Below are 13,711 nucleotides of genomic sequence, written 5' to 3' on the forward strand. Positions count from 1 at the left end.
ATGGCCCGGATGCCTCCGGTACCGGTGACTGCGCTGCCCCGTGTGCAGGACCGGATGTCCTTCCTCTATCTCGAGCACTGTGTCGTGCACCGAGAGGATGGTGCCCTGACCGCCCGTGACGACCAGGGCACCATCCGGGTGCCTGCGGCCTCACTGGTCGCTGTGTTCCTCGGTCCCGGTACCTCTGTGAGCCACCAGGCCATGTCCTTGCTCGGTGAGTGTGGGACAACAGCAGTGTGGGTGGGTGAGCGCGGTGTGCGTTACTACGCGCACGGGCGCTCACTCGCGACCTCAACGCGTCTTCTCGTCGAGCAGGCAGCGCGCGTCTCCTCACCTCAGAAACGGCTGCGGGTAGCGCGAGAGATGTACTGCATGCGCTTCAGCGGTGAGGACGTTGGCGGCTTGACCATGCAGCAGCTGCGTGGCCGCGAGGGTGCCCGCGTGAGAGAGGTCTACAGGGAGAACTCTCGAAGAACAGGGGTGCCCTGGACACGTCGGGACTACAAGCCTGACAGCTTCGAGGACTCCGATCCCATCAACCAGGCACTGTCAGCGGCGCACGCGGCTCTGTACGGGATCGTCCACGGGGTCATCGTCGCGCTGGGCTGCTCTCCCGGGCTCGGGTTCGTCCACACGGGGCACGAGCGTTCTTTCGTCTACGACGTCGCCGACCTGTACAAGGCGGAGACGACGATCCCCATCGCCTTCGACGTCGTGGCCGAGGGAATGACGGACCTGGCCGGGACAACGCGTCGTCGGGTCCGAGACAAGGTCTTCGAGCTACGCATCATTGAGAGGACGGTCAAGGACATCCACCAGCTCCTCGAGGTTGGGGAGACGGACGACCTGAGCATCAACGTGGTCTCACTGTGGGACTATCAAAGGCGGGCGGTCGCTGGTGGGGCCAACTACGCCGAGGAGGCAGGAGCGTGGTAGTGCTCGTCCTGTCGGCCGCTCCGGCGTCCTTGCGCGGCGCGCTCACACGGTGGCTCATGGAGGTGTCGCCAGGCGTGTTCGTCGGCCACCTGTCCGCACGGGTGCGCGAGCAGCTGTGGGAGCTCGTACGCGCTTATATCGGGGATGGACGCGCCCTGCTCATCTGGTCCACTCGTTCCGAGCAGCGCTTCTCGGTGGCTTCGCTCGGTCACGATCGTGAGCCCGTCGACGTCGAGGGGTGCCTTGTGATGCGGACGCCTTACCGCCAGATCGAGGGATCCACAACGGTGCCCGGAGCGGTCAAGGCGCCTAAGGAGTCCTGGTCCATTGCGGCGCGCCGACGACGCTACCGCAGTATGACGGAGCGTGCATTAGGTTCGCAGTGAAGGTAGACGGTCTCCTGTAGATCACGGCGTCGTTGGGATCTCAACGATCTCCAAGTGTTTCCCCCGCGCCAGCGGGGATGATCCCCGCTGCACCACGGGCAGCGGGGTGCCCGCCGCGTTTCCCCCGCGCCAGCGGGGATGATCCCGGCCTGACCCCCGACGGCAAGGAGCGCCTGCCGTTTCCCCCGCGCCAGCGGGGATGATCCCAGGTTGGACAGGATGCCGCCCAGGGCGCCCAGCGTTTCCCCCGCGCCAGCGGGGATGATCCGTGCCACAGGTCCACCACACGCACCAGATGGCCGTTTCCCCCGCGCCAGCGGGGATGATCCCACGCTGGGCGTGGGACGGCCGTAGACCACCCCGTTTCCCCCGCGCCAGCGGGGATGATCCGACGATCTCGGGGCCGTTGATGACGCCGGTCAGGTTTCCCCCGCGCCAGCGGGGATGATCCCGTGTGGGAGCCGGGCGGCGAGGGGGTGCCTGCGTTTCCCCCGCGCCAGCGGGGATGATCCCACCAGCATCCTGGACGACGCTCACATCGAGATGTTTCCCCCGCGCCAGCGGGGATGATCCCGCCGTCCACGACAGCGCCATCGACTGCGGCTTGTTTCCCCCGCGCCAGCGGGGATGATCCCCTCGTGCCCCTGGCCCCCGCCACCGTCACCCCGTTTCCCCCGCGCCAGCGGGGATGATCCTCGTGCTGAGCGTGGAGCAGATGACCGTGCCCCGTTTCCCCCGCGCCAGCGGGGATGATCCGAGCCCCGTTCCCCGCTTTGTCCGGGGTGCGCCGTTTCCCCCGCGCCAGCGGGGATGATCCCTACTCGTCGATGCTGGCGATGAGTGTGGGGGCGTTTCCCCCGCGCCAGCGGGGATGATCCCCGCTACATCGAGGCCGGCGAGAAAGGCACCGAGTTTCCCCCGCGCCAGCGGGGATGATCCGAGCACTGACTATGCCCAAGGCACTGAGCGATGGTTTCCCCCGCGCCAGCGGGGATGATCCGACCCCCGGCCGCGAGCGCATCACCCTCCCCGAGTTTCCCCCGCGCCAGCGGGGATGATCCGGCCCGCCAGGCTGGCCTGTGGGGCGGCCGGGGGTTTCCCCCGCGCCAGCGGGGATGATCCGCGCGTGTCGTGGGACAGAGAGGCTCGACCGCCGTTTCCCCCGCGCCAGCGGGGATGATCCCGCGGCCACCCAGCTGTACCGGGGTGGGGCTGAGTTTCCCCCGCGCCAGCGGGGATGATCCCAACCGTCGCCGCGATCCGGGCGGGATCGGCGCGTTTCCCCCGCGCCAGCGGGGATGATCCGTTCGCGGCGGTGGTGACGGCGGCGGTCGAGATGTTTCCCCCGCGCCAGCGGGGATGATCCGCGAGGCTCCAGACACGGCGCACCACAGGACGGGTTTCCCCCGCGCCAGCGGGGATGATCCGAGCCCGCTGAGTGTGCCTGAGGGCGCCCAGGTGTTTCCCCCGCGCCAGCGGGGATGATCCCTCGCGGGCGTGCTGCGGGTCGGACATGTCCCAGTTTCCCCCGCGCCAGCGGGGATGATCCGCGGATGCGGCTGCGTCCGGTGACCGGGGAACCGTTTCCCCCGCGCCAGCGGGGATGATCCGGCGGCGTTCGGGGACGGCTTCGTGGAGGCCTACGTTTCCCCCGCGCCAGCGGGGATGATCCGGCGGCGTTCGGGGACAGCTTCGTGGAGGCCTACGTTTCCCCCGCGCCAGCGGGGATGATCCGCCCGGGACGCTGTCCATCAGCTGGATGAAGGCGTTTCCCCCGCGCCAGCGGGGATGATCCCACCGGCAACCCGTCGGGGATCGTCGCACAGTCGTTTCCCCCGCGCCAGCGGGGATGATCCGAAGGAGAAGAAGTCTGATGGTGGCCGTCTCGAGTTTCCCCCGCGCCAGCGGGGATGATCCCGCCGTCCACGACAGCGCCATCGCCTGCGTCTCGTTTCCCCCGCGCCAGCGGGGATGATCCGGCTGAGGAGGCCGCCGGCGCGCGCATGGTGTCGTTTCCCCCGCGCCAGCGGGGATGATCCCCGCCTGTGGCGCTCGGTCGATGCTGGCGCCACGTTTCCCCCGCGCCAGCGGGGATGATCCCGCGAGCAGGGCATGGCTGCGATAAGCTCGCGTGTTTCCCCCGCGCCAGCGGGGATGATCCCCCGCTCACCGCATGCCCTCGTCCCGACGAGCTGTTTCCCCCGCGCCAGCGGGGATGATCCCCTAACGGCACCGAACCCGTTTTTCTGAGCACCGTTTCCCCCGCGCCAGCGGGGATGATCCGCCGTTGCCGCCCCACACGTAGGCGTAGGTGTCGTTTCCCCCGCGCCAGCGGGGATGATCCCACCACGAGCTCATCGGCCGGCTCCAGGACGAGCGTTTCCCCCGCGCCAGCGGGGATGATCCGGCGATGGCCTCGTTGGCCAGCGCATGGCTGGGGTTTCCCCCGCGCCAGCGGGGATGATCCGTCCTTGGCGGACGCGAAGCCGAGTGCGGTGGCGTTTCCCCCGCGCCAGCGGGGATGATCCGCCCCCAGTCCTGCGCCGCCCGGATGAGCGTCGGTTTCCCCCGCGCCAGCGGGGATGATCCCGACGACGGGTGGCGCTCCCCCAACATCATGAAGTTTCCCCCGCGCCAGCGGGGATGATCCCGCCGAGCGCGACGCCCTGATCCGCGCTGCCGTGTTTCCCCCGCGCCAGCGGGGATGATCCGAGGCGGGCGAAGGTGTTGACCTTGGCGATGTCGTTTCCCCCGCGCCAGCGGGGATGATCCGGTCGACATGGCCGCGTGGCGGTCCCTGACCCAGGTTTCCCCCGCGCCAGCGGGGATGATCCGCAGCGGCAACGCACCCAGCCATAGCAGCAGAAGTTTCCCCCGCGCCAGCGGGGATGATCCGGGCGGCGAACTCGTCGGGCAGGATGTAGCGGTGTTTCCCCCGCGCCAGCGGGGATGATCCGGCGAGCAGCCGGTAGCGGCGCTCGGTGTTGGCGTTTCCCCCGCGCCAGCGGGGATGATCCGTCGCCGGCGGACTTCTCGGGGCGGCACTCGATGTTTCCCCCGCGCCAGCGGGGATGATCCCAGGTGCCCGTCGCACAGGTCGGTCACGCGCTCGTTTCCCCCGCGCCAGCGGGGATGATCCGGAGAGCGACATGACCACCGCCGACACCATTGCGTTTCCCCCGCGCCAGCGGGGATGATCCGGAGATGGACGCGGCGGGCCTGTCCGCCCAGATGATCGAGCGCGCGGGCACCGCCGCCGCCTACTACTGGGTCACCGGATCCACAGAAGCTTCTCTCCAGGTCCTCGACGCCATCACCGCCTCCGACCCGTCACGCGCCCCGAAGGGGAAGAGCGTCCCAAAAGGCTCGTCACAGCGGAGGACTGGGCGCCGTACGGGATCGGCGAGCCGGGGCCGGACGGCTGGTACGAGGACTACCGCACCCCACCCGAAGACCTCCGGCCGCTCTCTCCAAGAGAACAAGAGCCCGAGCCAGACGGGGGCCCCAGCCGCCTGACGTGGACGGACATCCTCGCCCACTGGGACGCCCTGTGCGTGTCCCTCGCCACCCAGTTCGGCATCGACGAGGAGGACCCCAGCGTGTGGGCTCACTCGTGGCCGTGGCTACGTCGCAGGATCCTCGCTGTTGCCATCGACCCAGACACGCCCCTGGGGCACGCTCTCATGGACGGCTGAACGTCAGCCCCGTGGCCTCCTCGACGGCAGGCTGGTACTCCGGGCACCCCCACAGCACATAGGTGGCCTGCACCAACGCCGCCTCGTCGGCGGACATGCTGTCGAACTCGCCGACGCGTGTCGCCTCACCGAGCTCCTCGTAGACCTCTTGGGGGCTGCGCCCGGAGCCCTGCCCGGCCTCCCAGATGTCGCACGACAAGTCCCTCAGCGACGTCACGTCCCCCACAGTCGCTTGCGCGAAACCTGGGTGCGCCTTCACGAGGGTGCGGATCGCCTCCTCATCCGCGATGGGCTCCGCACCCTCGAGCAGAGCAGGCCACTCCGCCGCCGTCGGCGATGGGCTGGGCGACGTCGTCATCGTCCTCACAGGCACAGCCCTGGTGCTATCGGACGCGGCTCCTGAGCAGGCCGCCGCCCCTCCAGCGAGGGCAGCACACATCACCACAACTACACAGGCACGTCGACGGGCGCTCATACCCCACACACTACCCAGAGGAGCACAGGCACGTGGCACTGACCGTCGGCGAGCTTGTCGCCTACCTCCGGCTCAACGACTCCGACTTCAAGGCCAAGACGTCATCCGCCACCACCACGTGGACGCGCATGACGTCCGGCATGGCCCAGACCGCGCAGACCGCCGCCGCTGCGCTCGGCGTCACCGCCACGTCCGCCTCCGTCCTCACGGTCAACGTCGCCCGCACCGGTCTGGCCTACAACGGTCTCCAGCAGAACTCCCGCGCCGCCCTGTCCTCCATCATGAGGTCCGCTGAGGCCGCCAACGCCCAGATGGACAAGCTCGACGAGTTCGCCCGGAGGTTTCCCCCGCGCCAGCGGGGATGATCCCGACTGGGACGCGCGCGAGCGCCGCGCACCCGAGTTTCCCCCGCGCCAGCGGGGATGATCCCTTGCCGGCGGCGTCGCCGGTCTGCTCGGCGATGTTTTTTTCCCCCCCCCCCCCCGCCAGCGGGGATGATCCCAGCTCTTGTGTCGTGAGGGGGACGATGATCGCTTTCCCCCGCGCAGCGGCGATGATCCGTGGTAGACGCCACAGAGACTCCCAACGACCTAGCGCCCCCAAGGTGAGCGCCAATAGCCACCCGGGCGTAGCCGCACCCGCCCAGTAACGCACCCAGGACCTGCGCACCAGCCACAATGCGATCACCACACTCACCGTCCTCAAGTCGCGCTCGCAAACGACGTGAGAGCCAACCACCCCGCGTTGGCCACCTGCACCCCGACGCTGGTAGAGTCCCGCCCCGGGCCCCGGTAGCTCAGTGGATAGAGCGTCTGCCTCCGGAGCAGAAGGTCGCAGGTTCGAATCCTGTCCGGGGCACCAACGAGGAACGCCCGCCGTCACAGCACGAAGCCGTGACGGCGGGCGTCCTCATCTCCTCGTCCCAGGCCCCACCCGGGTCGTGTCCGTTCCTGTGCCCCGCACTCGCCCCGGTCTCCTCACACGCCGTGCCGGGTCAGGACCCGCCGCACCTGCTCGAGCCGTCCAGCCCGGTCCTCCCCGTCGTCGCGCCCGAGCGCCAGGTCCTCGGCTACGGAGCCGTCAACCAGGACGAGAACTCGGTCAGCCCGGGCGGCGACGGCGGCGTCGTGGGTGACGAGCACCAGGGTGCGGCCCTCAGCGACGACTCCGGCCAGCAGGTCGAGGACCCGGGCGGCCGAGGCGGAGTCGAGGGCTCCGGTGGGCTCATCACCGAAGAGGACGTCGGGATCGTTGATGAGCGCCCGGCACAAGGCGGCGCGCTGGAGCTGACCACCGGAGACCTCGGTGACGTGGTGATGAGAGACCTCTGCGACCCCCATGCGCTCCATGAGCTCACGGGCGCGCTGGCGCACCTGCGCCGGCGAGTCCACGCGGGCGACGAGGGCAGGCAGGGCGATGTTGTCGGCCAGGTCGAGGGTCCGCACGAATCGGGTGGTCTGGAACACGAATCCGATGCGGTGCAGCCGCAGGTCCGCCAGCTGCCTCTCACTCATGGATGACAGCTCCTGCCCTCCCAGCTCGACACACCCGGAGGTGGGCACGTCCATGCCGGCGAGCAGGCTCAGCAGCGTGGACTTTCCGGAGCCCGAGGGCCCCATGATGGCCAGGAGCTGTCCGGCTGGCACGTCCAGGTCGATGCCGTGCAGGACCCGCACGTCCCAGTCCTTGACCAGACCTCGGGCGCTCAGGACGGGGCCGGGCGTGACCGCTCCGGTACGGGGGATGGTGGTCATGAGGTCCGTCCTGTCAGGGTGCGAGGGTGGAGAGAGCGGGTGGCGATGAGGGTGCCGGCCATGACGACGGCGACGATTCCAGCGGGCACGGGACCCCAGGTGAGCCCCGCCCTGGTCATGAGACTGACGCCCGGCGCACCCATCCGCGCCAGGGCCGTCCCCAGCAGCGCCTGCCCACCCGCAGCGGCCATGACCTGCCCGACGACGATGCCGCAGCATGCCAGGACAGCGGCGCGCACCACCTGGATCCGCAGCAGCGCACCTCTGTCCATCCCCACCCCCGCAAGGGCTGTCAGGTCCGGCCGGATCCGCTCGAGGTGCAGCACCGTGGACAGGACGGTCACGAGCAGGACGATGCCCAGACCCGCCAGGGTGGCGGCCAGCACGAGACCTCGCACCTGGGTGGTGGTCGAGCCCACGGTCTGGACGGCGAACTCCTCCGGGACGGTGACCTTGGCCCCGGGGTGGGCCTGGCGTATCCGGTCTGCCAGTGTGGCTGCCTCAACGCCGTCGGCCAGTCTCATGTTGATGACGTGCCACAGGGGCTCGGGCGGGAGTGCTCTCAGGACGAAGCCGGTGGACCCGCCGTTGGTGACGTCCGAGTAGGTGCCCACCAGGGTGAGCCGGTCAGCCGGGGTGCCGCCTGCAGGGACGGGCATGCCGGCCCCGGCCTGCTGGGCCATGAGGACCTGTTGCCCCACGCTCACGTCCAGGGCGCCCGCCTGGCTGGCGGACAGGGCGATCTCCCCGGGGCCCTGAGGCGCCCGTCCGGTGACGTAGTGGGGTGTGAAGACCAGCTCGGTGGCGGCCTCGACGGGCACGGTGTCCCAGGCCCCGGGCGTGGCGGCTGAGGCCAGCTCAAGACGCTGGGCACCTCGTACCTCCACCTGCCGCACCTGCGGGTCGGTGCGCAGGGACTCCACAAGGGCGTCAACGTCGGCGGCGCCCTGGCGCACGTCGACACGCAGCTGGGCACCCTGACCGACCCCCAGGTAGGTGGAGAAGCGCGCGTCGGTGAGCGTGGTGAGCGCTCCCAGGGGCAGCACCATGAGCACGGTGGCCACGGCGATGACCCCGGCGAGCAGGGCGCCCTGGGTGCTGGCGGCCGAGCGCGCCCCCAGCCAGGTCACCGGTGACAGCACGGGCAGGCGCTCCGCCGCCCGCAGCAGGCCGGTGCCCCGGCGCCGAGGCAACGGGTGGCGCGGTGACGTCCGGGTCCGTGACCGGAGGCTCCATCGGCGGCGACAACCGGCTCCGTCAACGCCGTCGTGCCCACCGTCGGCAGCGCGCAGCATGACCATGACGGGGCGGCCGAGCTCGCGGCGCAGGGCGGTCAGCGCTCCCCCGACCACCAGAGCCATGACCGTCGCAGCGGTGAGGACCACCGTCAGGACCATGGTGGGGGTGGTGGGAGGCCGCCCCAGGTAGGCCAGGGAGCTCGCGCCCAGCGTGCCGGCCAGCGGCGCGCAGGCGACCAGCCCGACGAGCCCACCAGCCAGCGCGAGGCTCACGTGCTTGGCGAGGACCAGCTCGGCCAGGCTGACACGGGACAGCCCGAGGGCGCGCAGGGCCGCCAGCTGGGGCAGGTCGGCTCGGACCCCGGCGAGCACGGCCAGGCGCACGGCCAGCGCGGCCACGCCCAGCACGAGCAGCGCGATGGCCAGGGCGACGGCGGCCACGAGGTAGGTGGACAGCCCGTTCATCAGGCGCAGGGCGGAGGAGTCCACAGCCACGCCTTGTGCGGGCAGCCCGGAGGAGGTGTAGGCGTCCAGCACCTGCCCTGCCGAGGCTCCGGGGGTGGTGCGCAGCTCGATGATCTGCTCCTCGTCGTCCAGGAGGGCGTCGAGGCGCTCGTAGTCGGTCTGGTGGACGAGCAGGCGCTTGGAGGTGACGAGGGACGGGTTCATCTGGGCGTCGCGGGCGAAGGCGACGACGGTCAGGACGATGACCTGGCCGTCGGCACGCACCTCGACGGTGTCGCCGAGGGCCGCCTGCCCGGTGACCAGGTAGTGCACGGGCAGGGCGACCTCACCGGGGCCGGGGTCCAGGACCTGGCCGTCCTCGTCGACGAGCAGGTCGAAGGAGGTGTTCTGGGTGACGAAGGCGGGCTCGAGGACGGAGGGGGCCTGGCTGTCGCCGTCGATCCACAGCCCGGCCCCGGGCACCAGCAGGGTGCGGGAGACCTGTGACTGGGCGACGTCGTCGCGCTGCGCGGCCCAGGCGTGGATGGCCTCGGCGTCCCGGTCGGTGATGGGCCCGGCGCTCATCTGGACGACGTCGGGCGGCAGCGCGGCCCGCCACAGCTGCTCGGTGGCGGCCTGGGTTCGTGCCATGAGCAGCACCGAGGCTCCGGCCAGGGCGACGACGAGAGCGGTCAGGAGGGCCAGGACGAGGGCGACGACGGGGCCGCGACGCAGGTCGGCGAGGACGAGCCGGGCCAGCAGCGAGGGGGTCAGCATGGGGATCCGGTCCTCGGTGAGGGAGTGAACTGAGCCTGGTCGACGGGAGCCAGGCGGTGGCGCCAGCGGTGCGTCTGAGCCGCGACGCCCAGGAGCAGCAGCCCCAGGAGAGAGACGACGGCGGCGCAGCCGCGCCCCGGACCGGTGCCGGTGAGGGCCCCGAGGGTGGGGGCGAGGGCACCGCCGTCGGCGAGGGCCGGCTCGGCCACGTGGTCGGCCACGAGGCCGATGAGGGCGAATGCGATGAGGTAGCCGCTCTGGGTGAGCACGGAGATGAGGCCCCAGGCACGGGCCTGGACATTGTTGGGCAGCTCGCTTCGCGCGATGGCGTCCGCCCCGGCATTGCCCAGTGGCAGGGCGGCGAAGAGGAGTGCGCCGACAGCGGCGACCCACACCATGGACGGGTGCAGGCACACCAGGGTCATAGCCGCCCCCGCTCCGGCCAGGCCCAGGGTGAGCAGCCGGGCGGGTGGTGTGGCGGACAGGGCGGCGACGGCGGCGGAGCCGGCCAGGAGCCCGATGGCGGCCAGCGTCTCGCACAGCCCGACGGCGCTGGCGGGGCCCAGGGGCAGCAGGATCGGCTTGAGCAGGGCCTGGACGGACCCCATGGCGAAGGTGACCACGACCATGAGGCCGATGACGCTGCGCACGGCGGTGGAGGCGGTGACGGCCCGCCACCCCTCTGCCAGGCGGGTCAGCAGCCCGGCGGGGTCGGTGTCGGAGGCGACCGTCCCCACCCGGGTACGCACGACGGCGGTCAGCGCGACGGTGATCAGGCAGGTCGAGGCGTCCAGCAGCAGGATGCCGGTGATCCCGACACGTCCGAGCAGCAGGCCCGCGCTCAGCGGTGCCAGGAGGTAGCGGGCAGCGGCGGTGAGCTGGAGCAGGCCGGAGGCCCGCACGTAGTTCTCGGGGTCGACAACATCGGTGACGGTGGCGCGCAGCGCCGGCTCGGTGAGTGAGGCCAGGCAGGAGGACACGAGCAGGCCCGCGCAGACGGCCCCGGTGCCGGCCCCGGCGGACACGGCGAGGTAGACGAGTGCCAGGCCCAGGACGGAGCCCCCGTCACCCAGGATCATCATGAGGCGGCGGTCGTGGCGGTCCGCCAGGACGCCGGCCAGGGGCGCCAGCAGGACGATGGGGGCGAAGGCGCACAGCTGGACGAGGCTGGCGGCAGCGGCTGAGGAGGTGGTGGTGTAGACGTGGACGCCCAGGGCGAAGGACGTCATGCCCGTGCCCAGCGCGTTGACGAGGGCACCGGCGACCAGGAGCAAGAGCGGGCTCACGCGCTCTCACCCTGCTGGTCGTGGGCCCCGGGCTCACTCAGCAGCCGGCTGACCTGGTCGGGGGCGACGCCCAGGCAGCGGGCGAGGGTGCTCACGACCGCCGCCCGCCTGCGCTCGCGCTGCTCGGCGCTGGAGGTGACGACACCCTCGTCCAGGAGTGTGCCCGCCAGGGTGATGACGACCTCGGCGAGTCCCAGGGGGTCGTCGCAGCTGAGGTCGCCGGTGGTCACGCCGTCGGAGATGACCTCGGCGAGGACCGGGGCGAGAAGACGCAGCATCTCGTTGAGCACGAGGAGGTGGAAGTCGGCGTCGCGGGTGGTGTTGAAGTGCTCGGTGAGAGCCCGGGCGGGTGAGGATTCCTCGACCCGCAGCGAGCCGAGGACGTGCAGCAGCCGTGGCAGCGGGGCGAGCCCGGCGGCGGCTGCGCCGCGGGCGCGCAGGAGCATGTCTGCCGTCTGCCTCTCGACGATCCCCTGGAGGATCTCCTCCTTGCCTGCGAAATGGTGGTAGAGCGTGCCCTTGGCGATGCCCACCTGGCGCAGGATGTCCTCGACGGTCATGCGCTGGTACCCCTTGGCGATGATGAGCGCCTCGGCTGCGTCGAGGATCTCCTCGCGGCGGGCCCGGGCGGTCTTGACGGTGCGCGGCACGTTCTCCCCTCCCCCTAGACCGACCGACGGTCGGTCGACAGGAATCATCATCACCCACACGCTCCGGTTCCGCAACCCCCACTCTCGTGAGGACGACCCGCCCCGCACCCACGTGACCCCCGCCGGCGGACACCACCCCACGCGCGAAGAGCCACCCGGCAGGACCGCGGGACGGTCTCCGGCACGCCGGCGTCCCCCCCCCACTCGCCACGAGGACAGGGGCGGGGCCGACAACCTCACGGCTGCCGGCCCCGCCCCTGTCGGCCGGAGAACCCCTCCTGAGCCCTCCCGTCCTCTCAGGACCGAGCGGTGACGATGTCCCGGTCGGTGTCGAAGACGACCCGGTCCTCGGCGACGACGAGCGCGCCGCTGCGGTTGTCCCCGAAGCGCCGTCCCACCGAGCGCGGGACCCACTGCTCCCAGTCGCACCCGCCCGTCTCGATAAAGCGCACCCACGCCCCGTGCACCGCGTCGGCCAGTGCCTGCGGGGCGCCGCCCGGCAGCGTGTGGCCCTCGCAGTAGGGCTCGAGGAGGCAGTCGAAGCTGAAGGGCACGTCCATGCAGTGTGCCGCCAGCCCCATCTGCCCACCGGTGTAGGAGAACTCGTAGGCCCAGGACCCACCCGCCCGAGCGCCCGAGGCGGCGTGCTCTCCGCGCGCCAGGAGCCAAGAGACGAGCTGGCAGTGGAAGATCGTGTCCGAGATGAGGTCGCCGAGGATGAGGTGCCCGGCCTCGGCGTGCTCCGGGTGCGCGGCGAGCAGACGGTCCGCCAGGGCCTCGTCCAGCCCGCCCTCCACGAGGACCTCGCGCACGTCCCGGCCGGCCATCGCCTCGGCGAAGGCGAAGCCCGAGAAGGCGAAGTCGTGGGTGGTGGAGCCGGCCAGGACGGCGATGCCGGCCCCACGGCCCTCGCGCAGCGCCTGCGCGACCGGCACGGGGACGATCTCGCCGTCGACGGTGGGACTGAAGGAGATCCCCGTGTCCGGCTTCCCGACGGCGGCCAGGCGCCCGGCCACCGCCGCCACCGGGTCCGGGCCGGCTGCGGCGGCGCCGCCGTCGTCGGCGTGCTCGTCCTGGGCGGTCAGCGCGTTCTGAGCGGCGAAGACCTCGTCGTAGGAGACGGTGCGCAGCCCGTCGAGGGTCGGCTCGACGCCGAGGGCGGCGGCCATGGCCCGGGCCCGCTCACGGTTGAGGTCGGCGGGCATGTCGGTCACGGCGCCCGACTGGGAGATGACGGCGCGGAACAGGCCCTTGGCCCGAGGCACCGTCATGAGGACCATCGAGTTGCCGCCGCCGGCACTCTGCCCACCGATCGTCACCCGCGCCGGGTCGCCGCCGAAGCGGGCGATGTTGTCGCGCACCCACTCCAGGGCCATGACCTGGTCGAGGACGGCGCGGTTGAAGGGCGCGTCGGAGCCCTCGACGTAGCCGTAGCCGTCGAAGCCGAGCCGGTAGGCGACGCTGACGGTGACGACGCCGTCGCGGTTGAAGGCGGCGCCGTCGTACCAGGGCGAGTTGTGCGAGCCGGAGGTCCAGCCGCCGCCGTGGATCCACACGAACACTGGCAGGCGCGCGTCCTCCTGCCCGGGGACGGGGGTGAAGACGTTGAGGGTGAGGACGTCGTCGCCGGGCACCGAGGGCTCCGGGATGGCGGGGTCATCGAAGATCGAGCCGCGCTGCGGGGTCGGCCCCGGCAGGTAGGCCTCGAGCTCGCCCTCCCAGGGGGCGCGCCGCACGGGCGCCATGAAGCGGCGCTGCCCGGTGGGCTCCTCCGCGTAGGGGATGGCGTAGAAGGCGGCCGAGCGGGTGCGGCGGGACTCGGGACCGCTGCGCTCGGGGTGGGAGACGATCTCGCGCCACAGGCCCCGGACAGGGCCGGCGGTCGTCTCGACGCGGACGGTGTCCTCGGTGGGGACGGCGATGGGGGTGGTGGCGACGTGCTCGGTGGTGCTGATGTTGCGCAGGATCATGGGGGCTCCTTGGAGGCCGGGGTCACAGGATAAGGGTCCGGAGCAGGGTGAGGGCGCAGACGCCCGGGCCCGGCCCGCGCAGGACCGGCCCCTCCTCAGA

The 13,711-nt window shown here is 71.5% G+C and carries 9 protein-coding genes, 1 tRNA gene and 1 CRISPR repeat array; of the genes, 4 read left to right on the top strand and 6 right to left on the bottom strand.

The annotated features are described in order from the left end of the window. The gene (cas1e, locus tag H6X67_RS09970) at positions 1–936 is read left to right on the top strand and encodes a type I-E CRISPR-associated endonuclease Cas1e (protein ID WP_249368936.1); all 936 of its coding nucleotides are present in this window, start codon (positions 1–3) and stop codon (positions 934–936) included. After that, positions 930–1,322 carry a type I-E CRISPR-associated endoribonuclease Cas2e gene (cas2e, locus tag H6X67_RS09975; protein ID WP_249368935.1) on the top strand — a complete coding sequence of 131 codons (393 nt, stop codon included), beginning with the start codon at positions 930–932 and terminating at the stop codon, positions 1,320–1,322. The genes cas1e and cas2e overlap by 7 nt, the downstream gene beginning before the upstream one ends. A 56-nt stretch (positions 1,323–1,378) precedes the next feature. Further along, a CRISPR array of direct repeats spans positions 1,379–4,523; the repeat unit is 28 nt; unit sequence GTTTCCCCCGCGCCAGCGGGGATGATCC. A 480-nt stretch (positions 4,524–5,003) separates the two neighbouring features. Here the strand turns inward: cas2e and H6X67_RS09980 are convergent. Then, positions 5,004–5,375, bottom strand: coding sequence for a hypothetical protein (locus H6X67_RS09980; RefSeq protein WP_249368933.1), 372 nt, complete (start codon positions 5,373–5,375; stop codon positions 5,004–5,006). Positions 5,376–5,524: 149 nt separating this feature from the next. On the opposite strand from H6X67_RS09980, the gene H6X67_RS09985 reads away from it, so the two are divergent. After that, positions 5,525–5,857, top strand: a complete 333-nt coding sequence (locus H6X67_RS09985; protein ID WP_249368932.1) for a hypothetical protein — start codon at positions 5,525–5,527, stop codon at positions 5,855–5,857. A gap of 420 nt (positions 5,858–6,277) precedes the next feature. After that, a tRNA-Arg gene (locus H6X67_RS09990) sits at positions 6,278–6,353 on the top strand. A gap of 116 nt (positions 6,354–6,469) precedes the next feature. On the opposite strand, the gene H6X67_RS09995 is transcribed toward H6X67_RS09990, so the two are convergent. The 5 genes from H6X67_RS09995 to H6X67_RS10015 all read right to left on the bottom strand — a co-directional run bounded on the left by H6X67_RS09995 (position 6,470) and on the right by H6X67_RS10015 (position 13,611). Further along, positions 6,470–7,246, bottom strand: coding sequence for an ABC transporter ATP-binding protein (locus H6X67_RS09995; protein WP_249369728.1), 777 nt, complete (start codon positions 7,244–7,246; stop codon positions 6,470–6,472). After that, positions 7,243–9,705, bottom strand: coding sequence for an FtsX-like permease family protein (locus tag H6X67_RS10000; RefSeq protein ID WP_249369726.1), 2,463 nt, complete (start codon positions 9,703–9,705; stop codon positions 7,243–7,245). Before H6X67_RS10000 ends, H6X67_RS09995 begins: the two co-directional genes overlap by 4 nt. Continuing rightward, positions 9,699–10,991 (bottom strand): MFS transporter, encoded by a 1,293-nt coding sequence (locus H6X67_RS10005; RefSeq protein ID WP_249369724.1) that lies wholly within the window; start codon positions 10,989–10,991, stop codon positions 9,699–9,701. The genes H6X67_RS10000 and H6X67_RS10005 overlap by 7 nt, the downstream gene beginning before the upstream one ends. Continuing rightward, positions 10,988–11,641 carry a TetR/AcrR family transcriptional regulator gene (locus H6X67_RS10010; RefSeq protein WP_249369722.1) on the bottom strand — a complete coding sequence of 218 codons (654 nt, stop codon included), beginning with the start codon at positions 11,639–11,641 and terminating at the stop codon, positions 10,988–10,990. Before H6X67_RS10010 ends, H6X67_RS10005 begins: the two co-directional genes overlap by 4 nt. 296 nt (positions 11,642–11,937) lie before the next feature. Beyond that, entirely contained in the window at positions 11,938–13,611 is a 1,674-nt protein-coding gene (locus H6X67_RS10015) for a carboxylesterase/lipase family protein (RefSeq protein WP_249369641.1), read from the bottom strand. Between the last annotated feature and the right edge of the window lie 100 nt (positions 13,612–13,711).

This window comes from Actinomyces sp. AC-20-1 (genome assembly GCF_023369555.1).
Classification (GTDB): Bacteria; Actinomycetota; Actinomycetes; order Actinomycetales; family Actinomycetaceae; genus Actinomyces.

Coding starts and splice junctions, on each gene's coding strand:
- cas1e (WP_249368936.1), top strand. CDS start 1: ATGGCCCGGATGCCTCCGGTACCGGTGACTGCGCTGCCCCGTGTGCAG.
- H6X67_RS09980 (WP_249368933.1), bottom strand. CDS start 5,375: ATGACGACGTCGCCCAGCCCATCGCCGACGGCGGCGGAGTGGCCTGCT.
- H6X67_RS09995 (WP_249369728.1), bottom strand. CDS start 7,246: ATGACCACCATCCCCCGTACCGGAGCGGTCACGCCCGGCCCCGTCCTG.
- H6X67_RS10000 (WP_249369726.1), bottom strand. CDS start 9,705: ATGCTGACCCCCTCGCTGCTGGCCCGGCTCGTCCTCGCCGACCTGCGT.
- H6X67_RS10015 (WP_249369641.1), bottom strand. CDS start 13,611: ATGATCCTGCGCAACATCAGCACCACCGAGCACGTCGCCACCACCCCC.